Origin of the sequence: Hyphomicrobium sp. NDB2Meth4 (genome assembly GCF_900117445.1) — a bacterium.
Taxonomy (GTDB): Bacteria; Pseudomonadota; Alphaproteobacteria; order Rhizobiales; family Hyphomicrobiaceae; genus Hyphomicrobium_A.
In genome coordinates this window covers 704,965-731,107 of sequence record NZ_FPEJ01000001.1, presented here as the reverse complement: position 1 = coordinate 731,107, position 26,143 = coordinate 704,965, and the positions used below count along the sequence as shown (strand labels likewise).

Here is a 26,143-nt window from a genome sequence, read left to right as displayed (position 1 = left end):
GGCGATGAGCGCTGGCGGGAGTTTTCGCGCGCTCGCGGATATCCTATCAAAGCTGAGTTCGGGACGATTCGGGAGACGTCGGGGGTCCATGCACGAGTTGAGAGCAATCGCAATCGCGGCGATGGCATCCATGTGCTTGCTGGCAGGGCCGGCGAGCGCTGCGGGCGAGGACTCTTCCAAGCCGCTCAATGTACCTGCCCCGGCACCTGCAAGCCCACCGCCGTCCCCAGGTTCAAGCTCCGCATGGAGCGCGGAAGTCGCGCCCGCGAAGGCTGGAGAGGGGCTCAATCTCAATCCGCAGCAAGCCGACCTCGTCCATAAGGTGTCGGACTACTTCAGCAAAATCGACACCTTGCAGGGCAACTTCGTGCAGACGGGTGCCGACAACAAGCGCATGCGCGGCAAGTTCTATCTGATGCGTCCGGGCCGCTTCCGCTTCGACTATGCGCGGCCATCGCGACAAGTCGTCGTCTCGGACGGGCATTACCTCGCTATCCAGGATTACGACCTCAACAACGAGGACCGGGTCGCTCTCGACGACACTCCGTTCCGCCTGCTCCTGCGCAAGGACGTCGATCTCGTACGTGACGCGCGGATCATGGAGGTGCAGCAGTCCGACGACCTGCTCGTGGTCGGGCTGGTCGACAAGGACCCCAATACTCTCGGTCAGATCAAGCTATTCCTTTCCACCAAGCCCGCCCTGGAACTTAAGGAGTGGGTTACCAAGGATGCTCAGGGGCTCGATACCCGGGTACAGGTCTCCGACCTCACCAAGAGCGCCGAGCTGGATGCTGCCTTGTTCAAGATTCAGTCCCTGGGCCGCCCCATGACCATGCCCTGAACACCGCCCACTGTGGCTGTTCGGGCTCTGGGCAACAGGAGGCTGGGGAAAACCCAGGCGGTGCTGGTAACATTTTTGTGATCGGCGCCCCCCGGCTCTATTGAACTTCAGCCCTTTGCGCTTAACTCAATGCAGTCAGGCGATGTCACCCTGTATCGGTAGTGCCCCCCGTCTAGCCGAAAGACATCGTCTGAGGTGCCGGCTTCCCTCCCGGCACCGCGCGCGAAAGCGCTCTCGACGCCCAACCCCTCCCCCCGGGGTTGGGCGTTTTTTCTTTCCCAAATTGTTCAGCCGCCCCTTACCTGGCGGCCTGGAGCGGCAGCCGCGCCGACGCGCGGGTCGCCTGAGGCTTTGCGCCCGAGAGATGGGCATCGGCCCGCTTCAATATCTCAGCCACGTTGCTTAGCCGCTTGGCGAGGTTCTGGGCTATGCGCCCGGCCAAGTCGGGATCCTCCAGCATTTGCTGATGCATGGCATCCCGGGTGAGGTGGACTGCTCGGACCTTGGTGCGGGCGACAACGGTCGAACCAAAAGTAGTCTCGACGAGCATTGCGGCCTCCCCCAACAGGGATCCGGGCGGAATGGGCTCCGACCGCTGGGCCAGCTCAGGTCCGCTGACGCGCACAGCGTTGCCGCCGATGATCACAATCGCCGCATCAGCCGTTGCGTTCTCTTCGGTGATCGTAGCGCCCGGCGTGTAGGAGACACGCTCAGCATGACGGGCAATGCCCGCGAGCTGCAGCGGTGTCAGTCCGCGAAAGAGCGGCAACACGGCCAAGTGTCCGGCGAAGAGCTCCAAGCGCATCCTCTCGCGTGGCGTTCGCGTTCGCGAACTTGTCACCAGCTGGTCCACATTCGATGAAGCGATGCCGGGCACCAGCAAGTGCTCGCAAACTCATGCGATTCGACCCCGTGGGCTATGACTAGCGCACAACAGGGGCCCGCAATGTCCACATGATATCCAGATGCGCTGTGGAAAAGTGTCAGGGAACCAGACGGTAGCCGCCCGTCTCAGTGACGAGCAGCTCGGCGCTCGATGGGTCCTTTTCGATCTTCTGACGAAGCCGATAGATGTGCGTCTCCAGGGTGTGGGTGGTGACGCCCGCGTTATAGCCCCAGACCTCATGCAGAAGCGTGTCGCGGGAGACCACCTTATCGCCGGATCGGTAGAGGTATTTGAGGATCGAGGTCTCTTTCTCGGTGAGACGGATCTTCGCGCCCTTGTCGGTGATCAGCAGTTTGGAGGCAGGCTTGAAGGTATAGGGTCCGATGGCGAAGACGGCATCCTCGCTCTGCTCGTGCTGACGCAGCTGCGCCCTGATGCGGGCGAGAAGCACGGCGAATTTGAATGGCTTGGTGACGTAGTCGTTTGCACCGGCGTCGAGCCCGAGAATCTGGTCGGCGTCAGACACATTGCCGGTGAGCATGATGATGGGCGTCTTGAAGCCTGACTTGCGCAGGTGGCGCACAGCTTCGCGGCCATCCATATCGGGCAAGGAGACGTCGAAGATGACGAGATCGAAGTGGTCCGAACGCGCGTGCTCCATTCCCTTGGAGGCGAGCCCCGCCGTCTCCACCTCAAACTCGTCGTGGAGAAGGAGTTGGTCTTTCAGAGTTTCGCGCAATTCCTCGTCGTCATCGACGATCAGGACGCGTCGGGCATTGCTCATCTTGTTCTTCGCTCCGGCACGGACATAACCGTGAAGCCGCAGACAGTTGGCTGCGGCCCACGACGGCTTTATCTGAGGGATGCGAATAGCACGCGCGCCGGGAAGCTCCAATGAAGACGCAGGGTAGGACACCCCTAACAGGGGCTAAAATCGTCGTGAGGAGCCTTTCGGCCCGATCGACGCGCGGTGTGCTGACTTATGGCACCCTGAGCTTTCCCTGCGTACTGGGGCGCAGCGGGCGGACTGCGCTGAAGCGAGAAGGCGACGGGGCGACGCCAATCGGAGAATTCGCTTTGCGAGAGGCGTTCTACCGGGCCGACCGGATCGGCCGCCCCCGGTTGCCTCTGCATGTCGCCGCGACCCGGCCGAAGGATGGATGGTGCGATGCCGTCGGCGATCGGAACTACAACCGATTTGTTCGCCATCCTTACCCTCAGAGCGCAGAGCATTTATGGCGCCAGGATCGACTCTACGATCTCGTGGTCGTGCTTGGCTGTAACGACAGACCGCGCATCGCGGGGCGCGGCAGCGCGATCTTCATGCACGTGGCGTCGCCAGGCATGAATCCGACCGAGGGGTGCGTTGCGCTCGAGCCGCAGCATCTGCGGCAGCTGATGTCAGCGTTGCGACGCGGCGCCAAGATCAAGATCGTGGCCTGAGGCGCGATTGCCCTTTTCAACCTGATGATTGAGTAGCGGCGCAAGGCGCGGCTGAGGGCGTTGTCGCGCGTCAAGACGCACAAACAAAAAACGGCCCGGAATGCCAGTGGCACCGGGCCGAGTTTAGAGCACGCCTAGGGGAAGGCGCACGCTCGGGAGAAGACACGGGACGCGAGGGGGTTAAGCCTCGCGTCCCGCAGGAGCTACTACTGGATGGACTCGCCATGCAGCGCGACGTCGAGGCCTTCGACCTCGGCGGACTCGCTGACGCGAATGCCGATCGTGAACTTCAGGATGAAGAGGATCACGGCGGTGGCAACGGCCGACCAGACGACGGTGGCGATGACGCCGTAGATCTGGATCGGAACCTGCGCGAAGTTGCCTTCGAGCAGACCGACCTTGCCGCCGTAAGCCTCGGCGGCGAAGACACCCGTCAGGATGGCGCCGACGATGCCGCCGACACCATGTACGCCGAAGACGTCGAGGCTGTCGTCGTAACCGAGGGCCTTCTTCACGCCGGTCGAGAAGATGTAGCAGATGACACCAGCAGCGATGCCGATAACGATGGCACCCTTGGGATCGACGAAGCCGCAAGCCGGGGTGATGGCGACGAGGCCAGCGACGGCACCCGAGGCCATTCCGAGCAGGGTCGGCTTACCATGCACGAGCCACTCGGAGAACATCCAAGCGAGCGCGGCAGCGGCGGTTGCGAGTTGGGTGGTGGTCATTGCGACAGCAGCGCCGGTGCCAGCCGAGAGGGCCGAACCGACGTTGAAGCCGAACCAGCCCACCCACAGAAGCGAGGCGCCGATCAGCGTGTAGACGATGTTGTAAGGCGCGAGGCTCTCGGTACCGTAACCCTGGCGACGACCAAGGATGATGCAGGCGACGAGACCAGCGATACCGGCGTTGATGTGAACGACCGTGCCGCCAGCGAAGTCGAGAACGCCGTCAGAAGCAAGGAAGCCACCGCCCCACACCCAGTGCGCGACCGGAACGTAGACGACGAACATCCACGCGGCCATGAAGATCAGCAGCGCAGAGAACTTCATGCGATCAACGACAGCTCCGATGATGAGCGCCGGAGTGATTGCAGCGAAGGTCAGCTGGAAGCAGGCGAAGACCAACTCGGGGATGGTGCCCGAAAGGCTCGCAGGCGTGACACCGGCAAACAGGGCCTTGGAGAGGCCGCCGATGTAGGCGTTGTTGGCACCGCCGTCGGTGAAGGCAAGCGAGTAACCGGCGAGGAACCAGCAGACCGTCAGAAGGCAGAAGGTGGCGAACGTGGCAGCAAGAACGGACAGCACGTTCTTCTTGCGGACCATGCCGCCGTAGAAGAGCGCGAGGCCAGGGACCGTCATCAAAATAACGAGAACGGTCGAGGTGAGCATCCACGCGGTGTCGCCCGAATTCAGCGTGGGAGCAGCATCCTGTGCCAGCGAGGGCAACGTTGATCCTGCGTAAAGTGCAGCGGCCGCACAGGCGGACGTCGCCAGTCTTTTTAGTCCGTTGAAGTTCATCCTGAAACTCCCCTTCCCTTCCTGTAGTACTTGGACTGCGTCCTTAACGACGGAGCCCGCTTCAAAGCGCGTTATCGTCTGCCTCGCCGGTACGGATGCGTACGGTGTGCTCGATGGGTGAAACGAAGATCTTGCCATCGCCGATCTGGCCGGTCTTGGCAGCGCGTTGGATCGCCTCCAGCGCCTTGTCGACTTGAGCTGACGGAACCACCACTTCCACCTTGATCTTTGGAAGAAAGCTCACGGCGTACTCAGCGCCGCGATAGATCTCGGTGTGCCCCTTCTGGCGTCCGTAGCCTTTGACTTCAGTGACCGTCATCCCCTGGAGGCCAAGGTCGGTCAGCGCAGTGCGAACCTCCTCGAGCTTGAAGGGTTTGATGATTGCCGTGATCAACTTCATGCGTGTCCCTCTCCCTGACGCGTTCACCGCTGCTGCGGCGAACATTTCGTCTTGGTTCTGGTCGAACTGGCCGTTAGCCGGACCCTTGACCGTTGAAAACGGAGTCAAGACGCGTGCCAAGTTGATGGTGTCTGCGCAACCAATTGGATTCGCACAGAAAAATCTGCCGGGTTTTCAGGCGACCCGCTATTTTGCACACTCGAATTGCATTATTTTTGTGCGAATAACAGTTAGTGCCTATCAATTGGGCACGAACGCGGAGGTGCGCTGCCGCATCAGCCCTTCTTGCACGACCGAGGCAATGAGCTGGCCGTCGCGGGTGTAGATACTCCCGCGGCAGAACCCGCGTGCGCCGAAGGCACTGGGGCTGTCCTGGACGTAGAGCATCCACTCGTCGGCCCTGAACGGGCGGTGATACCAGATGCCGTGGTCGAGGCTCGCGAGTTGTACGTCGGCGTCGAACAGGAGCTTGCCGTGCGCGATCAGCGCAGTGTCGAGAAGGGTGAAATCGGAGGCATAGGCGAGAACGGCCTGATGAATAACCGGATCATCGGGGAGCGTACCGTTGGCCCTGATCCAGATGCTCTGGGCGGGCGGCTTCTTCTCGCGGGTGAAATAACGCGACAGGTCGGGAGCACGCATCTCGATGGGGCGCTCGCGGCTCCAGTAGCTACGCATGGCCGGCGGTAGCGCGTCGATGTGCTGGTCGATGACGTCCTTGGGGTTGGGGAGGGCCTCCGGCGGCGGCAGATCGGGCATCTGGGCCTGGTGCTCGAAGCCCGGCTCGTCCTTGTGGAACGAGCTGCTCATCGAGAAGATGGGGCGGCCGTGCTGGATCGCCTTGACGCGCCGGGTGGTGAAGCTGCCGCCATCGCGGATGCGCTCGACGTCGTAGAGGATTGGACGCGCGGGGTCGCCGGCGAGGAGGAAGTAGCCGTGCAGGGAGTGCATCAGCCGGCCGGGCTCTACGGTGCGTGCCGCGGCCACCAGTGATTGGCCGAGCACCTGCCCCCCGAAGACACGCTGCCAGCCCTCTATGCCGCGCGGGCCGAGGAAGAGATTGTCCTCGATGGGTTCGAGGTCGAGCGTCCTGAGGAGGTCTTGGAGCGCGCTCTGCGGTGCGGCATCATTGGTCGACATAGGGCCTCGCTGGGATCTTCGGATGGTGGCGGGGGTGGGGATGCTGGCGTAGGATAGATGGCAACTTCTGGCCTTTTCACCGCACCTTAGCCCCAGACTTCCGGACGAGACATGGCGCAACGAGACACGGCGCAGCAAGACGGGGCGAAACAGGCCCTCAGCTTCGATGTCGCAATTTCAGGTGCGAGCTTCGCCGGCCTAGCGCTCGCATGCGCCCTCACCGATGCGCTCGGGCCTGAATTCAGAATCGCCATCATCGATCGCGTGGCGACGGCTGAGCCTCGCCCGGACGCGAGGGCGTTCGCGCTGTCGGCCGCCTCGCGCCATTTGCTGGAGGCGATCGGGGTGTGGGAGCAGGTTGCCGTCGACGCGCAGCCGGTCGATGGCATCGACATCACCGATTCAGCTCTGGAAGCCGGCGTGCGGCCGGTGCTGCTCGCCTACGACAACACGACTGAAGCCGGCGAAGCAGCAACGCATATTCTGCCGGTTGAGCCCCTGTGGCGGGCTTTACGCAGCGCAGCTGCGGCGCGGAGCGGGATAACACTGCTGGCGCCCGCGGAGGCAAAAGGGTTTGTCGCCGAGGAGGCCGGGGCGCAGCTTACGCTTGCCGACGGACGCGAGGTGACGGCGTCGCTGGTCGTTGCCGCCGACGGACGCCGCTCAGCGCTGCGCGAGGCTGCCGGCATCAAGGTGATCGGCTGGAGCTATCCGCAGACGGGCATCGTCACCACCGTGCAGCACGACCGGCCGCACGGTGCGCGCGCGGTGCAGCACTTTCTTCCCAACGGGCCGTTCGCCATCCTGCCGCTTACCGGCAACCGGTCGTGCATTACGTGGACCGAGGATTCACGTGAAGCAAAGCGCATCATGGCACTCGACGATGCCGGCTTTCTCGCCGAGGTGGAGAAGCGTTTCGGCGGCAAGCTCGGGCGTGTGAGTTTGGCCGGACCGCGGCAGTCGTGGCCGCTGGAGCTTCACCTAGCACGTCGCTACGTGGGTCCCCGATTTGCCCTGGTGGGCGATGCGGCGCATGGCGTGCATCCGATTGCCGGCCAGGGGCTCAACCTGGCTTTGCGCGACGTCGCGGCGCTGACGGAGACGGTGGCGGAGAGCGTGCGGTGCGGATTTGGGGCCGGCAACGCGGAAGGCCTGAAGCGCTATGAGCGCTGGCGCCGTTTCGACTCGGCGATCTCGGCCGGCACATTCGATGCGATCAATCGGCTGTTCGGCAACGACGTGACGCTGCTGCGCTCGGTGCGCGAAGCAGGGCTCGGCATCGTCGATCGCGTTCCGGCACTAAAGCGCTTCTTCGTCGCTGAGGCGGCAGGCCTTACTGGAGAGCTGCCGCGCCTACTCAAAGGCGAGCGGGTCTAGTCGAGCATTCCGACGCCAAATGGCAGCGAAGGCCGGGAGTGAAACGGAATAATGGCTCTACTGGTCTTCGCTATGAACATGTCGTTGGACGGCTACGTCGACCACGACAAGTTTGGGCCCAGCCCAGCGCTTTTTCGTCATTGGATAGAGCACGTTCGAGGCCTGTCTGGCAGCGTATACGGTCGCCGGATGTACGAGGTGATGCGCTACTGGGATGACGATCATTCGGATTGGGGCGCAGACCATCGCGAGTTCGCGCTGGCATGGCGGCAGCTCCCTAAGTGGGTCGTGTCGCGCTCGCTGAGTTCGGTCGGTCCTAACACAACGCTGGTCGAGGGTGATGTCGGCTCCGAGATAATGGGGCTCAAGTCCCAGCTCGATGGAGAGATCACTGTTTCCGGTCCAGAGCTGGCCGGAAGCCTCACTGATATGGGTCTCATCGATCAGTACCGGCTGTACCTCCACCCCGTCGTCCTGGGTCGCGGCAAGCCCTTCTTTGCTGGCCCGCGACCGCCGCTGCGCCTGGCCGCCAGCGATCGTGTCGATGAGAGTGTGATCCGGCTAACGTACGTTCCGGCTTGAGCGGCATGCGTCTAGCCGGCGGCGTTTTCGTCCGGTTCGCCGCCTTCTTCATCATCGTCGTCGGTCGAGATCGGCATGACGACGACAACGCGGCCAGCGGGGACGTCGACGACAGGGACGTAGGTGTCGGTGAAGGGAATGAGCTCGGTGCCGCGCTCGCCGGTGAGCTTCACTTCAAGCAGATCGCCCGCGCCGTAGTTCTGAACCGCGACGACCGTGCCTAGCGTCTCGCCGGCTTCGTTGTCGGCGCGCAGACCTTCAAGGTCGGTGTAGTAATACTCGCCTTCATCGGCAGCGGGCAGGCTGGCGCGGGGCGCGTAGAGGTCGGTGCCGCGCAACGCTTCAGCGCCATTGCGATCATCGACGCCAACGATGTGGGCGACTACGCCCTTGGGTCTCACCCGCAGGACCTTGAGCTTGAATTCCTTCGCGCCGTCGGCGGATTGCAGGGGGCCGTAGGCACCGATGTCGGCCGGCTCGCCAGTGTAGCTGTCTATGACGACATCGCCGCGAATGCCGTGCACGGTGACGATGCGGCCGAGCAGGACGCGCTGTCTTTGGTCGGTCATCAGGGCCGTGGCGAGTTCATCTATGTTGGCGGCGGGCCAAGGTACCTGATCTGCACGCCGAGGGGAGCCCCGTCGATCTGCAGAAACGCGGAGCCTTCACCCGGAGCATCGGCGAAAGCGCCGACCACGTCGAGACTGGCGCCTTCGGGGCCTGCCGTGAAGCCGGTGATGAGGATGCCGCCGGCAGGTATTTCGAGCTGCAGGCGAACCTTGTTGAGGTTGCGCCTGGCGTCGAACTCATAGGTGCCGGAGAACACCGCGCCCATCGGATCGGAGCCCAGCACCTTGCCGTCACGCAGGACGGCGAGGCCGCGGCCTTCCTCGGGCTCGCCATTCAGCGAAGCTGCAAAGCGAAGCGCGTAGAGGCCGTTCTCGAGCATACCTGTCATCCCCCTCGGCAAGGCGCTGATGCCTCGCCGGGGAGATTTTGCACGCCAAGGTTGAACATGGCGTGATCGGCACGCGCAGACTAGTGCGCGCAAACCTTACTCGGCCGAGGCAGCAGCGGCGGCAGCAGCTTCGGCGGCCTTGGCGGCCTTGTCTGCCTGCGCGGCCTCGCGCTCCAGGCGCTTCTTCTTCGGCTTGGCCTTGGACGGGTTGTTCGAGGCCGTGCGCTTCATCAGACCAGCAGCATCGAGGAAGCGAGCGACGCGGTCCGTCGGCTGGGCGCCGACCGACAGCCAATGCTTGCAGCGGTCGAGGTTCAGCTTCACGCGGTTCTCGTCGTCCTTCTTGAGCATCGGGTTGAAGGTGCCGACCTGCTCGATGTAGCGGCCATCGCGCGGCGAGGTGCCGTGGGCGACGACGACGTAGTAGTAGGGGCGCTTCTTGGCGCCGCCGCGGGCGAGACGAATCTTGACGGACATTGCGTTCTTTCCTTCGTGTGTTGTTTCGATGTGTTGGTGTTGAGAGCTACTTTTTCTTTCCCGGAAGACCGGGGAATTTCGGTAGGCCGCCGCCGAGGCCGGGGAGGCCGCCCCCCAATCCGGGGAGCTTGGGAATGCCGCCGGTGAGGCCAGGCAGTCCCTTCGGCAAACCACCGCCTTTGGGGATCGCGTCGCGCAGCTCCTGGGGAAGCTGTTCGAGTGCCTTGGGATCGAGGCGGCCCAGCTCGTCCTGCATGGCGGCCATCTCGGCTTCGCTCGGGGCAGCACCGCGGCCGCCGCCGACGAGCCGATTGAGCATGCCGCGGTTCTTGCCCAGCGACTTCATCATGTCCGCCATCTGGCGGTGCATTTTGACGAGCTTGTTGACGTCCTCGACCTTGGTGCCCGAGCCGGCCGCGATGCGGCGCTTGCGCTTGGCGTCGAGCACCTTCGGGTTGCGGCGCTCATGCGGCGTCATCGAGGTGATGATGGCGTGCTGACGCTTGAGGATGCTGTCGTCGAGGTTCGCTTCGGCGATCTGGTTCTTGATCTTACCCATGCCCGGCAGCATGCCGAGAACGCCGGACATACCGCCGATGCGCTGCATCTGCTTCAGCTGCTCGGCCATGTCGTCGAGATCGAAGATGCCCTTCTTCATCTTCTCGGCGATCTTCGTCGCCTTCTCGGCGTCGATGGTCTGGGCGGCCTTCTCAACGAGGCTGACAACGTCGCCCATGCCGAGGATGCGCGAAGCAACGCGCGAGGGATGGAAGTCTTCGAGTTCGTCCCACTTCTCGCCGACGCCGAGCAGCTTGATCGGCTTGCCGGTGACGGCGCGCATGGAGAGCGCAGCGCCACCGCGGGCATCGCCGTCGGCACGCGTCAAAACGATGCCGGTGATGCCGACGCGCTCGTCGAACGACTTGGCAACGTTGACGGCGTCCTGGCCGGTGAGGCTGTCAGCAACGAGCAGCGTTTCGTGCGGGGTGGCGATGTCGCGCACCTCCGCGGATTCGCGCATCAGCTCTTCGTCGATGTGGATGCGGCCGGCGGTGTCGAGCATGACGACGTCGTAGCCGCCGAGCCTGCCAGCATCGAGCGCGCGCTTGGCAATCTGCTGCGGGGTCTGGCCGGCAACGATCGGCAGCGTGTCGACGCCGGTCTGCTCGCCGAGAATGCGGAGCTGTTCCTGTGCTGCGGGGCGCCGCGTGTCGAGCGAGGCCATCAGCACTTTTTTCTTGTCGCGATCGGTGAGGCGCTTGGCGATCTTCGCGGTGGTGGTGGTTTTACCGGAGCCCTGCAGACCGACCATCATGATCGCAACCGGAGGCGCGGCGTGCAGGTCGATGGCCGAGTTCTCCGAACCCAGCATCGCGACGAGCTCGTCGTTGACGATCTTGACGACCATCTGGCCCGGCGTGACGGAGCGCAGAACCTCCTGGCCAATCGCCTTCGCCTTCACCTTCTCGATGAAGTCGCGCACGACATCGAGAGCCACGTCGGCTTCGAGCAGAGCGCGGCGCACTTCGCGCATCGCCTCGGCGACGTCGCTCTCGGTGAGAGCACCGCGGCGCGTCAGCTTGTCGAGAATGCCCGACAGGCGGTCTGACAGCGATTGGAACATGCTCGTCCTTCACCAGCGGGTGCGGGATCTTCGAGGAAGATCCGTTAGCCCAAACGAAAATGGCATCCGCGGGCGCAACGCGCTGGCGGATGTTGACCCCCCTGCATCATTCGCTCGACATCGCGAGGAGCGCACAGGGCGGCGGCTCTGAGGTCAGGGCCGTCGTGATTGGGGCGGACAATGCCCTCGGGGGGCGGTTTCTGTCAACCTGGGCCCGGTTAGCGGGAGATTTCGCCTAGATTCTGCTGCTCGGCCCGTGCCTGGGCGGCATGCTTGGCCTCGCGGCGGACGCGGCGGCGCCACTGGCGGGCGATTTTAGTGACCCGGCGCAGCGATTTACGCTCGGCGCGCGTGAGACAGATGCACCCACCGCAGCGGGGGCAAGGGCGGGGCGTAACCAACGAGAGTTGTAGCAGCCGGCGGCTGGCGCGGGATATCGGAACTGGAGAGCTGTTAGGGTCGCTCATAGGGTGCTCTTTCGATAGCCGCGGGGTCATCTCCCGCGATTATCCTCAAGTCGCAACCATCCGCCAGGGTTCCCTTCGCACGGGCGCATGTTGTCTCAGGCCGCTATTTCGGCGGCGTGAGACGAAGCACCTCGCCGTCGTCGTCGGTGAGCAGCCAGAGGGCGCCGTCCGGGCCCTGGCGCACGTCCCGGATGCGCTTAACCTTCTCGCGCAGCAACGGCTCGGCGGCGACGACATTGTCGCCATCGAAGACCAGGCGATGCAGCTGCGTGCCGGCGAGGCCGCCGACGAAGGCGTTACCCTTCCATTCGGGGAACAGGTCGCCGTTGTAGAAGGCGAGGCCGGAGGTGGCGATCGAGGGGACCCAATAATAGACGGCGGGCTCCATGCCCTCTTTCTCAGAGCCCTCGCCGATGGGCAGGCCCGAATAGTCGATGCCGTAGGTGATGATGGGCCAGCCATAGTTCTTGCCGGCTTCAGGGCGGTTCAGCTCATCGCCGCCACGGGCGCCGTGCTCGACCGTGTAGAGCTGGCCGTTGTCGGGGCGGATGGCCGCGCCCTGAATGTTGCGGTGGCCGATGGACCAGACCTCGGGTGCCCAGCCGGGAAGCTTGGGGTTGTCGGCGGGAATCGAGCCATCAGCGTTGATGCGGATGACCTTGCCGATATCGTTGGCAGGGTTCTGCGCTTCAGCGCGCAGCTTGTTGCGCTCGCCCGTGGTGATGAAGAGCGTGCCGTCCTTGGCCCAGACGAGGCGCGAGCCGAAGTGGTGGCCGCTCGAAGTGGCGGGCTGCTGGCGAAAGATGACCTTGACGTCCTCGAGCTTGGCGGCGTCACCATCAAAGACGAGCTTGGCACGGGCGACGGAGGTGCCATTCTTGCCGTCCTCGCGCGGCTCGCCGTAAGAGAAATAGATGACGCCGCTCGAGGCAAAGTCCGGCGCGAGCAGGACGTCGAGAAGGCCGCCCTGACCGACGGCCGCCACCTCGGGCACACCGCCGACAGGGGGCGAGAGCTTGCCGTCCTTGGAAATGAGGCGCATGCGGCCGGGGCGCTCGGTGACGAGAAGGCGCCCATCGGGCAGGAACTGCATGCCCCAAGGGTGCTCAAGCCCTTCGGCAAAGGTTTCGAGGTTGAACTTGCTGGGTTGGGCAGGTGCGGGCGCGTCGGTTATCACAGCGGCGGCTGGCGCAGCGCCCCATAGGAGCGCTGTCATAAAAAGCGCCGACAAAGTGCCCAGACGCGGGGTGGTCATCGGCCCGTTCTCCATTCGATTGTCTTTTCTCATCTCTGGGCCATATATGAGCGCATGACCGATACCGCCAGCATTCCATTCCGTAAGATGAACGGCCTCGGCAACGATTTCGTCGTGCTCGACGCGCGCGAGACGTCGCTGGCGCTCGGCGCGGACGAGGTGCGCCGCATCGGCGACCGCAACGGCGGGATCGGCTGCGATCAGATCATTGTCATGGAGCCGTCAAAAAAGGCGGACCTCTTCATGCGCATCTTCAATGCGGATGGGTCTGAGGTGAGCGCGTGCGGGAACGCTACGCGTTGCATTGCCCTCATCGCTGCGGAAGAAAGCGGACGCGACGAGGTCAGCGTCGAGACGAGCGCGGGGCTATTGAAGGCCAAAGTCGACAGCGCCGACAGCATCACCATCGACATGGGCAAACCGCGCTTTGGCTGGAGGGATATTCCGCTCGCCGAGCCGTTCGAGGATACGACAGGTATCGAGCTGCAGATCGGGCCGATCGATGCGCCAGTGCTGCATACGCCGTCCGTGGTGAACGTCGGCAACCCGCATGCGATCTTCTGGGTCAACGACGTGAACGCGCACGACCTCGGACGTTTCGGGCCGCTGCTGGAAAACCACCCGATCTTTCCTGAACGGGCAAACATCTCGCTGGCACAGGTGACGGGGCCCAATAGCCTTAAATTAAGGACGTGGGAACGCGGAGCCGGATTGACGCGGGCCTGCGGGACGGCGGCATGCGCCGCCGCGATTGCTGCGGCGCGCAAAGGCCTTACCGATCGGCAAGTTGCAGTCGAGCTGCCGGGTGGTACCCTCTACATCGAATGGGCCGAAAACGACCACATCATGATGCGCGGCCCGGCAGAGCTGGAGTTTGAGGGGACGATCAGTGCAGATACTCTGTCGCGCGCACCCGTCTAGCGAACGACAAAGTTGTCCGGTATGACCGCCCTGACGTTAACTTGCCGAATATCCCGTTTGCCTCAGGCTCCTCATGCGCGGATCGGCTTGGACGAGCACCGCGCAACAGTTTCAACCGAGGCAACCTGAGTAGTGATGGCCGACCCTCAAGTCATAACGCTCGGCTGCCGACTCAATACCTACGAGTCCGAGGTGATCCGCCGGAATGCCGCGGCGGCCGGGCTCAACGATGCAATCGTCGTCAACACGTGTGCGGTTACGGCAGAGGCCGTTCGCCAGGCCACCCAGACGATCCGCAAACTGCGACGTGAAAATCCCTCCGCGCGCATCATCGTGACGGGCTGCGCAGCGCAGACCGAGCCAGAGCGCTTTGCAGCGCTCGATGAGGTCGACCACGTTATCGGCAACGCCGAGAAGATGAAGGCGGAGACGTTCCTCGGCCTTTCGACGGACGATTGCGAGCGCGTTCAGGTCGATGACATCATGAGCGTGCGCGAGACGGCGGGCCATCTGATCGATGGGTTCGGTTCGCGCACGCGGGCTTACGTACAGGTGCAGAACGGGTGCGATCATCGCTGCACCTTCTGCATCATTCCTTTCGGACGCGGACCTTCGCGCTCGGTGCCTGCGGGCGAAGTGGTGACGCAAATCCGTCGTCTCGCCGAAGGCGGCTGCCGCGAGGTGGTGCTGACGGGCGTCGACATCACCGCTTACGGCGCAGACCTTCCCGGCTCGCCGTCTCTCGGCATGCTCGTGCGGCAGGTGCTGAAGCACGTGCCGGAGCTGGAGCGGTTGCGGTTGTCGTCTATCGACCAAGTGGAGACTGACGAGCACCTGATGCGAGCCATCGCAGAAGAAGAGCGATTGATGCCGCACCTGCATCTGTCGATGCAGGCTGGAGACGATATGATCCTGAAGCGCATGAAGCGGCGTCACAGCCGGCGCGACAGCGAAAAGTTCTGCGCCGAGGTGCGCCGTCTCAGGCCCGACACCGTGTTCGGCGCCGATCTGATCGCGGGCTTCCCCACCGAGACGGAAGAGATGTTCGAGAATTCGCTGAGCATCGTCGATGCGTGCGAGCTGACGTATTTGCACGTGTTTCCCTATTCGCCCCGCAAGGGTACACCGGCCGCGCGCATGCCTCAGGTCGATCGTCCTGTGGTCAAAGAGCGGGCGGCGCGGCTGCGGGAGAAAGGGGCGGCTGCCTTGGCGGCATTCCTCGATAGGCAGGCGGGGTCGGAGGTAGAGCTCCTCATCGAAAAGAGCGGCCTTGGACGCACTCGCCAGTTCGCAGAGATGCGCCTGCCGGTCGACGTCGCTGCGGGGGCGATGGTGCGCGCGCGCGTGAGCGGACACGACGGGCAACGGTTGTCGGGCGAGGTCGTGGCGTGAGCGGGAAAGTGCAAGGCGCATTCAGTCGGCTGTGGGGCGGCAAGCGGGCCGCAGATCAACCGGCTGTAGAGACGGAGACGCCTGCCGCGGTGGAAGCCGACGCTCTGCAGACCGTGGCCGATCCCGCGTCGCTGACTGCCCCGGAAGAAGCTGCGCCCGTGAAAACGAGCTGGTTCACCCGGCTGAAGCAGGGCCTCGGAAAGACATCCACGAAGCTGACGGACGGCATCACCGGTCTCTTCACGAAGAAGAAGCTGGAAGCGGCGACGCTCGATGATCTGGAAGATCTGCTGATCGAAGCCGACCTCGGGATCGCGACCGCCGAGAAGATCATTACGACGCTGCGCAAGGGGCGCTTCGAAAAGGACATCAGCGCCGACGATGTACGCGCCGTTCTCAAGACAGAGGTCGAAGACGTGCTGCGACCGGTGGCCAAGCCGCTGGTGATCGACGGTAAGCAAAAGCCGCACGTCATCTTGATGGTGGGCGTGAACGGGACGGGCAAAACGACGACAATCGGCAAGCTCGCTGCGCAGTTCCGCGCCGAAGGCAAGAAGGTGATGATGGCGGCGGGCGATACGTTCCGCGCGGCAGCCATCGAGCAATTGCGCATCTGGGGCGAGCGAACAGGTGCCGAAGTCGTTTCCGGGGCGACGGGCGCCGATGCCGCCGGCCTCGTCTACGACGCATTCTCGCGCGCAAAAGATGCAGGGGTCGATATCCTCCTCGTCGATACGGCCGGCCGGCTGCAGAACAAGGAAGGCCTGATGGAGGAGCTGTCGAAGGTGGTGCGCGTACTGCGCAAGATTGACGCGACGGCACCGCACGACGTTCTATTGGTGCTGGACGCGACCACCGGGCAGAACGCTCTGTCGCAAGTCGAGGTATTCCGCGAGCGCGCCGGCGTCACTGGGCTGGTCATGACCAAGCTCGACGGCACGGCGCGGGGCGGCATCCTAGTCGCCATCTCGGCCAAGCATAAGCTGCCCGTGCATGCCATCGGCGTGGGCGAAAGCGTCGACGACTTGCAGCCGTTCGATGCGGGCGAGTTCGCCCAAGCCATCGCAGGGAGCTAGCCGTAGCGGCATGGGCAACCTAAATAGCTTGCGAATAGAAAACCTTAAGTGGAACAGGTGATCTGCGGCAGATGAATGCGCTGAAGCGATTTATGCCTTTCAACGCCGAGCAGTGCGTGAACATCCTCAGCGAGTTCGGTCCGCTGGTGTTGATGTTCATCGTGAACGCGATGTACGGCATCGCGGCTGGCACCTGGGCCCTGATCATCTCAACGGTGATCGCCATCGTGACGATGTACGTCGTGCTGCGGCGATTGCCTATCTTCCCGCTGATCGCCTCGACCGTGACCATGGTTTTCGGCGCGCTGACGATCATCACCCATGACCCGATGTGGGTGCAGATCAAAGTCACGATTTTCAATGCAATGTTTGCATTGTTTCTGTTCGGCGGGCTTTGGTTCGAGCGGAACTTCTTCAAGTACGTCTTCGAGAAGACCTTCCACTATACGAAGATCGGGTGGGATAAGTTCACTTGGAACTTCGCGTGGTTTTTCGTCTTTACTGCGGTTGCCAACGAGTTCGTCCGGCTGACCTTCAAGGATGAGCAGATCTACAATTTCCTTGGTATGCAAATGGACGGCGTGGGGATCTGGATCGCGTTCAAAGTCGCGTTGATCATGCCCCTTTCGGGTCTCTATGCCTGGTACCTGACGCGCCTTATGCAGCGCTATCGGATTCCTGAGGACGAAGTAGCCGCGCTGGCGCAAGATGCAGCGTCAGCCCCGGCGGGCGCGGACATGGCAGCCGAGCCTTCCGCCTCGGCCACGCCCAAAGCCGGTCTCCGGGCCGCCACGACCGGCCGGACCGAGAGCGGGCACGAGGCGAACGTAGGATAATTGACTGAGCGCGTCGCACGCAGCGGTCGCGGGACTGGGGAGCCAACCGAACTATGACTGAAGATGCAACCAAGCCGGACGAGGCTTCGGCCACGCGGGCCCAGCTCCTGAAACTTGCCGTCGAGGTCGGACCGCTGGTCGTATTCTTCATCGTCAATGCGCGCGCGGGCATCTTCTGGGGCACGGGCGTGTTCATGGTGGCCACGATCGCTGCGCTCATTGCTTCGCGCTTCATGTTCGGGCGGGTGCCGGTGATGCCGCTCATCTCGGGTGCGTGTGTGATCGTATTCGGCGGCCTGACGCTGTGGCTGCAGGACGACCACTTCATCAAACTCAAACCGACGATCGTGAATGCCCTGTTCGCCGCGGCGCTGTTCGGCGGACTTCTCGCCGGCCATTCTCTGCTTAAAGTCGTGTTCGGGGAGGTATTTCGCCTCAACGAGGACGGGTGGCGCAAATTGACGCTGCGATGGGCGTTCTTTTTCGCTTTTCTCGCGATCTTGAATGAAGTGGTGTGGCGCACAGTCTCCACCGATGCCTGGGTGAGCTTCAAAGTATTCGCGATCATGCCTCTGACGATGATTTTCGCTCTCGCACAGATAGGACTGCTGAGAGCACATGAAATCCCCGCAGACTGAGCTTGGCGCAGCCGGATCATCCTTACGCTGATCTTCTGCCGACATAGTAACGCCAAGAATATTCTTGCGCTTTAGTTGCAAGAATGGGCGTTTTGCTCTGGACGAATTGGGGAAACTGGTATTTCCTCCAGCCCGTAACCTAACTTTCACTCCAAGCCAGCAGGGGCGCGCATGGGGGGTCGACGTGTTGCCGTTCGCGACACTCGAAACGTGCTCGTCTTTGCCCAGAAATCTGAAATGACACGTCACAAGGCAAAGCGAGCAATGGCCGGGGGCAAACTCGAGCGGTCACCTATTCACCTGCTGCATCGAGCTGGCCAGTGTGCAAGCGACATATTCCAAGACGAGATGGGCTCGGGCGACCTGACGCCACGGCAATTCGCCGTGCTGCTGGCCGTCTCGCAGAATGAGGGCCTGAGCCAGACGCTGCTGGTGGAAAAGACCGGCGTCGATCGATCGACGCTGGCCGATATCGTCAGACGGATGCTGAAGAAGGGCCTTCTGCAGCGCCGCCGCACGAAAGAGGATGCCCGCGCTTATGCCGTCAAACTGACGGAGGAGGGCTGGCGGGTTCTCAAAGCCACCGATCCGCTGGCGAAGCGCGTGGACGAGAAAATACTTGGCGTGCTTCCCAACCAGCAGCAGCGCGAACGCTTCATGCAGGATCTCAACCAGATCGTGAAGGCGCTGGGCAAGCTACAGGCGCGCAACGGTCTCGACCGGACCGAATAATCGAAAGCACAAGAAAGCAATTGGCCGGGCAAGTGATGCTTGCCTGGCCAATTCATGTTGCTCGCCGACTGCTCAAGCCGCGTTCGGCAGCAGGTTGCGGTTGATGATCGTCTCGGCGATCTGCACCGTATTCAGCGCCGCACCCTTCAGAAGATTGTCCGACACGCACCACAGCGCGAGCCCGTTTTCGACGGTGGCGTCCTCGCGGATGCGCGACACGAAGGTGGCGAATTCGCCCGCGGCCTCGACCGGCGTCACGTAACCGCCGGGCTCGCGCTTATCCACGACCATCACGCCAGGTGCCTCGCGCAGGATAGCGCGTGCTTCCTCGGGGCTAATCGGGTTCTCGAACTCGATGTTGACCGCCTCGGAGTGGCCGACGAACACGGGCACGCGCACGCAGGTCGCCGTGAGCTTGATCTTGGGATCCAAGATCTTCTTGGTCTCGGCGAGCATCTTCCACTCTTCCTTCGTGTAGCCGTCCTCCATGAAGACGTCGATCTGAGGAATGCAGTTGAAGGCGATCTGCTTCGTGAACTTCTTTGGCTCGACCTCCTGGCCGGGGACGTACATGCCCTTGGTCTGCGACCAGAGCTCGTCCATGGCTTCCTTGCCGGCGCCGGACACCGACTGATAGGTCGAGACGACGACGCGCTTGATCTTGGCGGCATCGTGCAACGGCTTCAGCACGACAACGAGCTGCGCCGTCGAGCAGTTGGGATTGGCGATGATGTTCTTCTTGGTGTAGCCGGCGACAGCGTCGGCGTTCACCTCGGGCACGATCAACGGCACGTCCTGGTCATAGCGCCAGCACGACGAGTTATCGATGACGATGCAGCCCTTGGCGCCGATGCGCGGGGACCACTCCTTGGACACGGCCGAGCCCGCGGACATGAGGCAGAAGTCCGCCTTCGAGAAGTCGAACTGCTCCAGGTCCTGGCATTTGAGGGTTTTGTCGCCGAATGAAACCTCAGTGCCGAGTGAGCGGCGAGAGGCAATGGCATAGACCTCGTCCGCGGGAAATTCGCGCTCGGCGAGGACATTCAGCATTTCGCGGCCCACGTTGCCCGTGGCGCCGACGACGGCGACCTTATAACCCATGGGAGAACCCGATTTTCTTCGATGCAGCGACATGCTGCATTCGTCGGGCTCACTTACGCGCGGTTGCCTGCTGGCGCAAGGGGTGGCGGGGCAGGTCCTGGCCTGCCCGCACCTAGTCTATGGGCCCGCACCCGGCAGCGCCAGCGGGGCGCTTCCACCCGCCGGCCGCGCAGAGCTGGCCGCGATTTCAGGCGGCGAGCTTTTGCAGCTCGGCGAGAATGGCGCTGCCCATCTCGGCGGTGCCGACCTTGGTCATGCCCGGCTGCATGATGTCGCCAGTGCGCAGGCCCTGGGCGAGGACGCCGGCGATAGCCTTGTCGAGCAGATCGGCCTCGGCGCCCATGTCGAAGGAGTAGCGCAGCGCCATGCCGAAGGAAGCAATGGTGGCGATGGGGTTGGCGAGGCCCTTGCCGGCGATGTCGGGCGCCGAACCATGCACGGGCTCGTACAGCGCCTTGCGCTTTCCGGTCTTGGGGTCAGCGGCGCCGAGCGAGGCCGACGGCAGCATGCCGAGCGAGCCGGTGGCCATCGCGGCCTCATCCGACAACACGTCGCCGAAGAGGTTATCGGTGACGATGACGTCGAACTGCTTGGGGTTGCGCACGAGCTGCATGGCGCAGTTGTCGGCGAGGATGTGCTCGAGCTGCACGTCGGGCGCGTAGGACTTGTGAACCGCGGTCACGACCTCGTTCCACAGGACGCCGGTGCGCATGACGTTGCGCTTCTCGGCCGAGTGCACCTTGTTGCCGCGTTTGCGGGCGAGGTCGAAGGCGACCTTGGCGATGCGCTCGATCTCGCTCGTCGTGTAGATCTGGGTGTCGACAGCGCGCTTCTCGCCGTTCTCCAGGGTGACGATTTCCTTCGGCTCGCCGAAGTAAACGCCGCCTGTCAGCTCGCGCACGATCATGATGTCGAGGCCTTCGACCAGCTCGCGCTTGAGCGAGGAGGCATCGGCGAGCGCCGGATAGCAGATGGCAGGGCGGAGGTTGGCAAACAGGCCGAGGTCCTTGCGCAAGCGCAGGAGACCGGCCTCGGGGCGCACCGCATAAGGGACGCCATCCCACTTGGGGCCGCCGACGGCGCCGAAGATCACGGCATCCGCTTTCTGGGCCTTGTCCATGTCGGCGTCGGAAATGGCGACACCGTGTACGTCGTAGGCTGCGCCACCCACCAGGCCGGTGTCGGTGGCGAATTTGACCCGCCCTGCTTTGTTGAGGAAGTCGATGATGCGCTCGACCTCGGCGATGGTCTCGACGCCGATGCCGTCACCGGGAAGCAGAAGCAGATTGTACGTGGTCATTCGCTCGGTGCCTGACTGGAGATTTGAAAAAGCGCGGTAGTGCTATCGCCTCGGCCCCATCGCGGCAAGGGGGGCCGGGGTGCCGGGCTAGGGCGCTCAGCCGATGTAGGGGATGTGATAGAAGAGCAGGAAGCCGTTTAGGGTGAGGACCGTGCCGAGCGCGCTCAGAAGGCCGCTGAGGACCAGTAGAGCGCTTCCTCCCGTGATGATGGCCACGGACGCCAGGACGATGGCGATCTGCAGCATGGCCTGTCCGTAGTCGAAATACGGATCCTTGGACATCGCCAGGTCGCGTTGCTTTTCGAGCTCCTTCGCCCGCGCAGACAGCTCCTTGGTGCCTTCGCCGGTGTCGGGCTCGGACGTATAGCGGGCTTCGTCAGCGCGCAACTTGTTCATGCGCTCGTCGATCATGGCGCGCGCGGCCTCGGGCATGCCTGGCTGCGTCGCGAGCAGGACCTCGAATTCGGAGATCATCAGGCGAATTTCGTGCCGACGGATGTTCTTGGCCTGGAAAAAGGCCCAGGTGTTGGCTGCTTCGATATTGCGTGCGGTGGCGTCCTTTGTGGCGTTTCCACCGCCGACCCCTGCAACGGCGAGGATGACTGCGAGGATGCCGATGTAGACGGCAATCAGTCTATCGCGCTGCCTCTTTCCGGCGTCGACGGCGTCGGCCAAATCCTGGAATGCCATGTGCCCCCCTAATGCAAGCCGGCGTCAGACCATGTCTTCCGGCGGGGCATCAATGCTGCGCGATGGCAGCAGATCGTTACGGTCAACAGGCACGCCATCGGCGCCGAGATTATAGAGGATGGGCGCGCCGGTCGCCAATTCGCGGCTGAGAATCTCTTCGCCGGTCAGATTCTCGAGATTCATGATCAGGGCGCGCAACGAGTTGCCGTGCGCGACGACGAGCACCTTCTTGCCCGCAGCGAGATCGGGCCAAATGCGCGAATTGTAGTAGGGCATCACCCGGTCCTCGGTGTCCTTCAGGCTTTCACCGCCGGGCGGGGGGATGTCGTAGCTGCGCCGCCAGATGCGCACCTGCTCCTCGCCCCAGCGCTGCTTGGCTTCATCCTTGTTGAGGCCGCAGAGGTCGCCGTAATGGCGCTCGTTGAGCGCTTCTTCGAAGACGATCGGGATCTTCTCCTGGCCGAGCTCGGACAGGATGATGTCGAGGGTGCGCTGCGCACGCTTCAATTTGCTGGTGTACGCGACGTCGAACTTGATGCCCTTGGCGCGCAGCATACGCGCTGCCACCAGGGCTTCGATCAGACCCTTTTCGGTGAGGTCGGGATTGCACCATCCGGTGAAAAGGTTACGGCGGTTCCATTCGCTTTCGCCATGGCGAACGAGCACGAGCTGGCGGTCGGCCGGCTCCAATGGCGCCTTAGGGTCTGTAGCTTCGATTGGACGACCTTCCACGATCACAACCCCAGCACGTCAGACATGGCGTAAAGGCCGGGAGCTTTGCCTTGGCCCCATTGCAGCGCCTTCACGGCACCGCGTGCAAAGATCGAGCGATCACCGGCGATGTGAGACAACTCAATGCGTTCCCCGGCGCCAGCGAAGATAACGCTGTGCTCGCCAACCACACTGCCACCGCGCAGGGTGGCGAAGCCGATGTCGCCGCGCTGACGCGGTCCGGTGTGACCGTCACGGGCGCGCACGGCATGCTGGCCAAGGTCGATATTGCGGCCCTCCGCTGCGGCAGCACCGAGCATGAGGGCGGTACCGGAAGGGGCATCCACTTTATCGCGGTGATGCATCTCGACGATCTCGATGTCGAAATCCTCATCGAGGGCTTCGGCCACGCGTCGCGTCAGAGCGACGAGCAGGTTCACACCAAGGCTCATGTTGCCGGCCTTGATGATAGGGGCGTGACGGGCGGCGGCAGCGATGTGCGCCTCGTCCTCGGTACTGAGGCCGGTGGTGCCGATGACGTGAACGGCGCGCGCATTAGCGGCGAGGCCGGCAAACTCCACCGTGGCCTTGGGCGACGTGAAATCCAGGATGCCATCGCAGCGGGAGATGGCCTCGAGGGCATCGGCGGTGACCGGCACCCCCAGCGCCTTCAGGCCGGCGACTTCGCCCGCGTCGGCGCCAATCAGCGGCGAGCCATGACGCTCAACGGCCCCTACGATGGTGCAGCCGGCAGCATGCGCCGCGCGCAAGAGCTCCTGACCCATGCGCCCAGCAACGCCCATCACGGCGACTTTCATCCGGAAACCTCGGTGTCGATCGAAGGATGCGCCGCGATATAGCAGCACAAGCGCCTGTGAGGGAAGTTGAGCGGCATCAAAACTTTGGTTGGACGGTGAAACGTCGCTGCCGGCGCGACTTAATGAACCAATCTGGTGCCTGCAGCGTTGCCCAGGGAGTTGGCCCAAATGGCCCCAAGACCGGGCTTGGCCATGCCGATCTCAATCCCAGCCGAAGGCGACCTTCTGGAGGCGCGCAGTGCCGAATCGCTCGTAGGCCGTGGCGACAGGTCTGCCGCCCCGACCCCAGTAGAAGTCCGACGCGGATGCATTGTCGGCCAGGGCCCAGACGAGCAGACCGCTCAATCTGCGTTCGTCGAGGCGGTAGCGGCAGGCTTCGAACAGGCACTCGCCAAAGCCGAGCCCCTGGTGCGGTGGGGCCATGTAGAGCTCATAGATCTCGCCTTCAAAACGGCCTCGGGTGCGCGAGGGACCCAATGTGGCATATCCAACGACATCACCCGATACTTCGAGGACGAGGTTGTCGCCATCAGACCGCAACGTCTTCGCCCACCAGTCGGAGGTGCGGCGACGTATCATGCTGTCGAGCTGAAGGTGAGGAATGATGCCCTGATAGGCGTTGTGCCAACTCGTGCGGAACACCTCGCTCACAGCTGCGGCGTCGGCCGGCTGGCCGGGTCGGATGTCGCAATGGGATCGTTCGCTCAGCATCTGGATACACTACGCCACAACCGTAAATCAGACTATGCGAGGCTCCCGCAGCAGTTTGCTGAAAGTTGGGCGCACTTGAAACGACAAAGGCCGCGGACATGCCGCGGCCTTCAAAACTCGATCGTCGCGCCGTTCGGCGAAGCGATTAGCCGACCTTCTTCATCTGGTCGAAGGTCTTGGTGGCAGCCGAGTTGAGGCTCTCGAGCGTCTGGCGGCTGATCTTGCTGGACAGCTCGAAGAATTCCTTCGTCTGCGCGCTGGCAGCGGCAAGCTGCTGCTTGAAGAAGTCAGCCTGGAGACGAGCAACCTCGGGAAGCGTCTTGGCTTTTGCCATGGCTTCGGCGGCCTCGAAGGCAGCTTCGGCGTTGACGGTCGCGGTGTGCAGGAACTTCTCGCTGAACGACTTGGCGCCAGCCTGGGCGGCGAGGACGATCTCCTCGACGGCCTTCACGCTGTCCTGCGTCGCGGCGTTCATCTTGGTGTAGGCGTCGCGGGTCTTGGCAACGCTCTCCTCAGCGAAGGCCTGTACGTTCTCGGGGATGCGCGCTTCCTTGGCGGCGGCGAACATGTCCTGGGCCTGGCGGGTGAAATCGTTCATTCTTCTCTCCATTCCACTAATATTTGCGGCCGCGGGCGAGCGGCTTATGAAGTCGGGCACAGGCTGCTATTAGCACCTGTGTACGTCTGGCGAATGATACTCTACACGGTTTTTTGTGCAGTGCAACATAAATGTTTGTGCGCTGCGTCAAAGGCAGTTGGCGGAGGATTACGCCCGGCGCGGGGGACCGTCTTGATCTAGCGCAAGCCGAGTGGAGAAAATCGGTCGCGGTAGCCCATGGCCGATGGGTCGAACATGATGTCCGACGGACGAAGCGGGCGAGCCAGCGCCAGACCTTCGAGGGTACGGCACCGGGAAAGCGCTACATACGCCTGGCCGTGCGCGAAGGTACCCCGACCAAGGTCGATATAGACCTTATCCAGGGTCAGCCCCTGGGATTTGTGGATTGTAAGAGCCCAGGCGAGGCGCAGAGGGAACTGGCGGAATGTGCCAGTAACGTTCTCGACGACCTTTTCGGCGCTTTGGTCGAAGGCATAGCGCCGGGATTCCCAAGAAGCCTGCTCGATCTCATGAGTCTTGCCGTCGAGCTCGATCCAGACGCGCTTGTCCTCGAGGCGGGCGACGCGAGCGATGGAGCCATTGACCCAGCGCCTGTCGGGATCGTTGCGCAAAAGGATGACCTTGGCGCCTTCCTTCAAAATGAGGCTGGCATCGGTGGGGTGGGCACCATCGGAATATTCGCCCGTGATACCGGCTTCATAATTGCGGGCCGGGCTCGGGAGTGCATCGAGGTAGGCCATGTTGATGCGCTGGGCGGCGGCATTGGTCGGCGTCAGGATGACGTAGGGGTCGCCTTCGCCGAGCGTTCGGATCGGATGCGTGCGCTCGTTCAGCGCTTCGAGGTCCTCTTCGGTCGCGTCGCCGTCGCGGATGCGATTGAGCACGGTGAGGAATGTCTCATCGCTCTGGCGGAAGACCTGATCCAGCTCCAGCAGCGAAACGCCGACGCCCTCGTTGAGGGCCGATACCTGAAAGAAGAAGGGTCCGCCGAACTCGCTCTCCAGGTGCTGGGCAACATCGCCCTGGATGACCGGTGGGAGCTGATGCAAATCGCCGAACAGCATCAGCCGCACGCCGCCGAACGCTTCGCGCGGGCGTCCGCGATTGACGCGAAGCGATTGGTCGATGGCCCACATCAGGTCCGAGCGCACCATCGACACCTCGTCGATAATGATGACCTTGAGTTTGCGCATGACGCGGCCATTGCGGCTGCGCTTGATATCGTCGGGACGGATCAGCCGAGGAGGAAACCCGAAGAACGAATGGATTGTCTGGCCGCCGACGTTGACCGCGGCTAGTCCGGTGGGCGCGAGCACGACCGTCTCTTCGGTGATGTGGTCGCGGAGCACACGCAGCAGCGTCGATTTGCCGGTGCCGGCGCGGCCGGTGACGAAGAGATGCCCTTGATCGTAACGCGCGAAATCTATGGCGCGCTCGAACTCCGGCGGCGGTGTCACGCCAGCGGGCCAGGCAATCGGCGTTCCGCTGATCATGTCCTTTGCGTTCGACAACCTGCCCCCGTCACGCTCGCTTGGCCGATAGCTCCAAGTAGTCCCCGCGGCGCCAGAAAACAATCGCGCCGGCCGATCGTGCATCGGCCGGCGCGCATGTAAATCAGTTGCCGACTG

Annotated in this window: 28 protein-coding genes; 10 read left to right on the top strand and 18 right to left on the bottom strand. The window is 63.1% G+C overall.

What is annotated here, in order from left to right; translation table 11 throughout:
• The first annotated feature begins 88 nt into the window (after positions 1-88).
• Positions 89-841, top strand: a complete 753-nt coding sequence (locus tag NDB2M4_RS03445; protein ID WP_072370100.1) for a LolA family protein — start codon at positions 89-91, stop codon at positions 839-841.
• Between the two features lie 298 nt (positions 842-1,139).
• Here NDB2M4_RS03445 and NDB2M4_RS03440 read toward each other — a convergent pair whose 3' ends face one another.
• Both NDB2M4_RS03440 and NDB2M4_RS03435 read right to left on the bottom strand, forming a co-directional pair.
• Positions 1,140-1,646: a Crp/Fnr family transcriptional regulator gene (locus tag NDB2M4_RS03440; RefSeq protein WP_072370097.1), complete on the bottom strand. Its 507-nt coding sequence runs from the start codon at positions 1,644-1,646 to the stop codon at positions 1,140-1,142.
• Positions 1,647-1,824: 178 nt separating this feature from the next.
• Positions 1,825-2,511, bottom strand: a complete 687-nt coding sequence (locus NDB2M4_RS03435) for a response regulator transcription factor (protein ID WP_072371751.1) — start codon at positions 2,509-2,511, stop codon at positions 1,825-1,827.
• A 110-nt stretch (positions 2,512-2,621) separates the two neighbouring features.
• Between NDB2M4_RS03435 and NDB2M4_RS03430 the strand changes: the two genes are divergently transcribed.
• Positions 2,622-3,170 (top strand): L,D-transpeptidase family protein, encoded by a 549-nt coding sequence (locus tag NDB2M4_RS03430; RefSeq protein ID WP_072370095.1) that lies wholly within the window; start codon positions 2,622-2,624, stop codon positions 3,168-3,170.
• 206 nt (positions 3,171-3,376) lie between these two features.
• Here the strand turns inward: NDB2M4_RS03430 and NDB2M4_RS03425 are convergent, their stop codons facing one another.
• From NDB2M4_RS03425 to tesB, 3 genes are all read right to left on the bottom strand, one after another.
• Positions 3,377-4,690 (bottom strand): ammonium transporter, encoded by a 1,314-nt coding sequence (locus tag NDB2M4_RS03425; protein ID WP_072370092.1) that lies wholly within the window; start codon positions 4,688-4,690, stop codon positions 3,377-3,379.
• A gap of 61 nt (positions 4,691-4,751) precedes the next feature.
• The gene (locus NDB2M4_RS03420; protein ID WP_072371748.1) at positions 4,752-5,090 is read right to left on the bottom strand and encodes a P-II family nitrogen regulator; all 339 of its coding nucleotides are present in this window, start codon (positions 5,088-5,090) and stop codon (positions 4,752-4,754) included.
• Positions 5,091-5,330: 240 nt separating this feature from the next.
• Positions 5,331-6,230: an acyl-CoA thioesterase II gene (gene tesB / locus NDB2M4_RS03415; protein WP_072370089.1), complete on the bottom strand. Its 900-nt coding sequence runs from the start codon at positions 6,228-6,230 to the stop codon at positions 5,331-5,333.
• A 111-nt stretch (positions 6,231-6,341) separates the two neighbouring features.
• On the opposite strand from tesB, the gene NDB2M4_RS03410 reads away from it, so the two are divergent.
• Positions 6,342-7,607 (top strand): FAD-dependent monooxygenase, encoded by a 1,266-nt coding sequence (locus NDB2M4_RS03410; protein ID WP_072370086.1) that lies wholly within the window; start codon positions 6,342-6,344, stop codon positions 7,605-7,607.
• A gap of 51 nt (positions 7,608-7,658) precedes the next feature.
• Entirely contained in the window at positions 7,659-8,189 is a 531-nt protein-coding gene (locus tag NDB2M4_RS03405) for a dihydrofolate reductase family protein (RefSeq protein WP_072370082.1), read from the top strand.
• A gap of 11 nt (positions 8,190-8,200) precedes the next feature.
• Here the strand turns inward: NDB2M4_RS03405 and rimM are convergent, their stop codons facing one another.
• The 5 genes from rimM to NDB2M4_RS03380 all read right to left on the bottom strand — a co-directional run bounded on the left by rimM (position 8,201) and on the right by NDB2M4_RS03380 (position 12,970).
• Positions 8,201-8,758, bottom strand: coding sequence for a ribosome maturation factor RimM (rimM, locus tag NDB2M4_RS03400; protein ID WP_072370081.1), 558 nt, complete (start codon positions 8,756-8,758; stop codon positions 8,201-8,203).
• Between the two features lie 20 nt (positions 8,759-8,778).
• The gene (locus NDB2M4_RS03395; protein WP_072370078.1) at positions 8,779-9,147 is read right to left on the bottom strand and encodes a hypothetical protein; all 369 of its coding nucleotides are present in this window, start codon (positions 9,145-9,147) and stop codon (positions 8,779-8,781) included.
• Positions 9,148-9,243: 96 nt separating this feature from the next.
• Positions 9,244-9,624, bottom strand: coding sequence for a 30S ribosomal protein S16 (gene rpsP, locus NDB2M4_RS03390; protein WP_072370075.1), 381 nt, complete (start codon positions 9,622-9,624; stop codon positions 9,244-9,246).
• A 46-nt stretch (positions 9,625-9,670) separates the two neighbouring features.
• A complete protein-coding gene (gene ffh / locus NDB2M4_RS03385) occupies positions 9,671-11,248 on the bottom strand; it encodes a signal recognition particle protein (RefSeq protein WP_072370071.1) in 1,578 nt (525 codons plus the stop codon).
• A gap of 570 nt (positions 11,249-11,818) precedes the next feature.
• Positions 11,819-12,970 (bottom strand): PQQ-dependent sugar dehydrogenase, encoded by a 1,152-nt coding sequence (locus NDB2M4_RS03380; RefSeq protein WP_072371746.1) that lies wholly within the window; start codon positions 12,968-12,970, stop codon positions 11,819-11,821.
• Positions 12,971-13,024: 54 nt separating this feature from the next.
• On the opposite strand from NDB2M4_RS03380, the gene dapF reads away from it, so the two are divergent.
• The 6 genes from dapF (at position 13,025) to NDB2M4_RS03350 (ending at position 18,565) form a co-directional block, all read left to right on the top strand.
• The gene (gene dapF / locus NDB2M4_RS03375) at positions 13,025-13,891 is read left to right on the top strand and encodes a diaminopimelate epimerase (protein ID WP_072370068.1); all 867 of its coding nucleotides are present in this window, start codon (positions 13,025-13,027) and stop codon (positions 13,889-13,891) included.
• Between the two features lie 135 nt (positions 13,892-14,026).
• Positions 14,027-15,283: a tRNA (N(6)-L-threonylcarbamoyladenosine(37)-C(2))-methylthiotransferase MtaB gene (gene mtaB / locus NDB2M4_RS03370; RefSeq protein WP_072370065.1), complete on the top strand. Its 1,257-nt coding sequence runs from the start codon at positions 14,027-14,029 to the stop codon at positions 15,281-15,283.
• The gene (gene ftsY, locus NDB2M4_RS03365; protein ID WP_072370062.1) at positions 15,280-16,359 is read left to right on the top strand and encodes a signal recognition particle-docking protein FtsY; all 1,080 of its coding nucleotides are present in this window, start codon (positions 15,280-15,282) and stop codon (positions 16,357-16,359) included. The genes mtaB and ftsY overlap by 4 nt, the downstream gene beginning before the upstream one ends.
• Before the next feature lie 92 nt (positions 16,360-16,451).
• Positions 16,452-17,195 carry an inner membrane-spanning protein YciB gene (locus tag NDB2M4_RS03360; RefSeq protein WP_244536032.1) on the top strand — a complete coding sequence of 248 codons (744 nt, stop codon included), beginning with the start codon at positions 16,452-16,454 and terminating at the stop codon, positions 17,193-17,195.
• A gap of 53 nt (positions 17,196-17,248) precedes the next feature.
• Positions 17,249-17,833 carry a septation protein A gene (locus tag NDB2M4_RS03355; protein ID WP_072370059.1) on the top strand — a complete coding sequence of 195 codons (585 nt, stop codon included), beginning with the start codon at positions 17,249-17,251 and terminating at the stop codon, positions 17,831-17,833.
• 171 nt (positions 17,834-18,004) lie between these two features.
• Positions 18,005-18,565, top strand: a complete 561-nt coding sequence (locus NDB2M4_RS03350) for a MarR family winged helix-turn-helix transcriptional regulator (protein WP_348533029.1) — start codon at positions 18,005-18,007, stop codon at positions 18,563-18,565.
• 72 nt (positions 18,566-18,637) lie between these two features.
• Here NDB2M4_RS03350 and NDB2M4_RS03345 read toward each other — a convergent pair whose 3' ends face one another.
• The 8 genes from NDB2M4_RS03345 to NDB2M4_RS03310 form a co-directional block, all read right to left on the bottom strand.
• Positions 18,638-19,666 (bottom strand): aspartate-semialdehyde dehydrogenase, encoded by a 1,029-nt coding sequence (locus tag NDB2M4_RS03345; RefSeq protein WP_072370053.1) that lies wholly within the window; start codon positions 19,664-19,666, stop codon positions 18,638-18,640.
• A 187-nt stretch (positions 19,667-19,853) separates the two neighbouring features.
• Entirely contained in the window at positions 19,854-20,966 is a 1,113-nt protein-coding gene (gene leuB, locus NDB2M4_RS03340) for a 3-isopropylmalate dehydrogenase (protein WP_072370050.1), read from the bottom strand.
• Between the two features lie 96 nt (positions 20,967-21,062).
• Positions 21,063-21,656, bottom strand: coding sequence for a DUF4337 domain-containing protein (locus tag NDB2M4_RS03335; RefSeq protein WP_072370047.1), 594 nt, complete (start codon positions 21,654-21,656; stop codon positions 21,063-21,065).
• Positions 21,657-21,680: 24 nt separating this feature from the next.
• Complete coding sequence (locus NDB2M4_RS03330; RefSeq protein ID WP_072370044.1) at positions 21,681-22,346, bottom strand: 2,3-bisphosphoglycerate-dependent phosphoglycerate mutase; 666 nt, start codon at positions 22,344-22,346, stop codon at positions 21,681-21,683.
• Positions 22,347-22,390: 44 nt separating this feature from the next.
• A complete protein-coding gene (gene dapB / locus NDB2M4_RS03325) occupies positions 22,391-23,185 on the bottom strand; it encodes a 4-hydroxy-tetrahydrodipicolinate reductase (RefSeq protein WP_072370041.1) in 795 nt (264 codons plus the stop codon).
• Between the two features lie 201 nt (positions 23,186-23,386).
• A complete protein-coding gene (locus NDB2M4_RS03320) occupies positions 23,387-23,896 on the bottom strand; it encodes a GNAT family N-acetyltransferase (RefSeq protein ID WP_072370039.1) in 510 nt (169 codons plus the stop codon).
• A gap of 145 nt (positions 23,897-24,041) precedes the next feature.
• Positions 24,042-24,494, bottom strand: coding sequence for a phasin family protein (locus NDB2M4_RS03315; RefSeq protein WP_072370036.1), 453 nt, complete (start codon positions 24,492-24,494; stop codon positions 24,042-24,044).
• Between the two features lie 197 nt (positions 24,495-24,691).
• Complete coding sequence (locus NDB2M4_RS03310; RefSeq protein WP_244536030.1) at positions 24,692-26,026, bottom strand: ATP-dependent DNA helicase; 1,335 nt, start codon at positions 26,024-26,026, stop codon at positions 24,692-24,694.
• Positions 26,027-26,143: the final 117 nt, after the last annotated feature.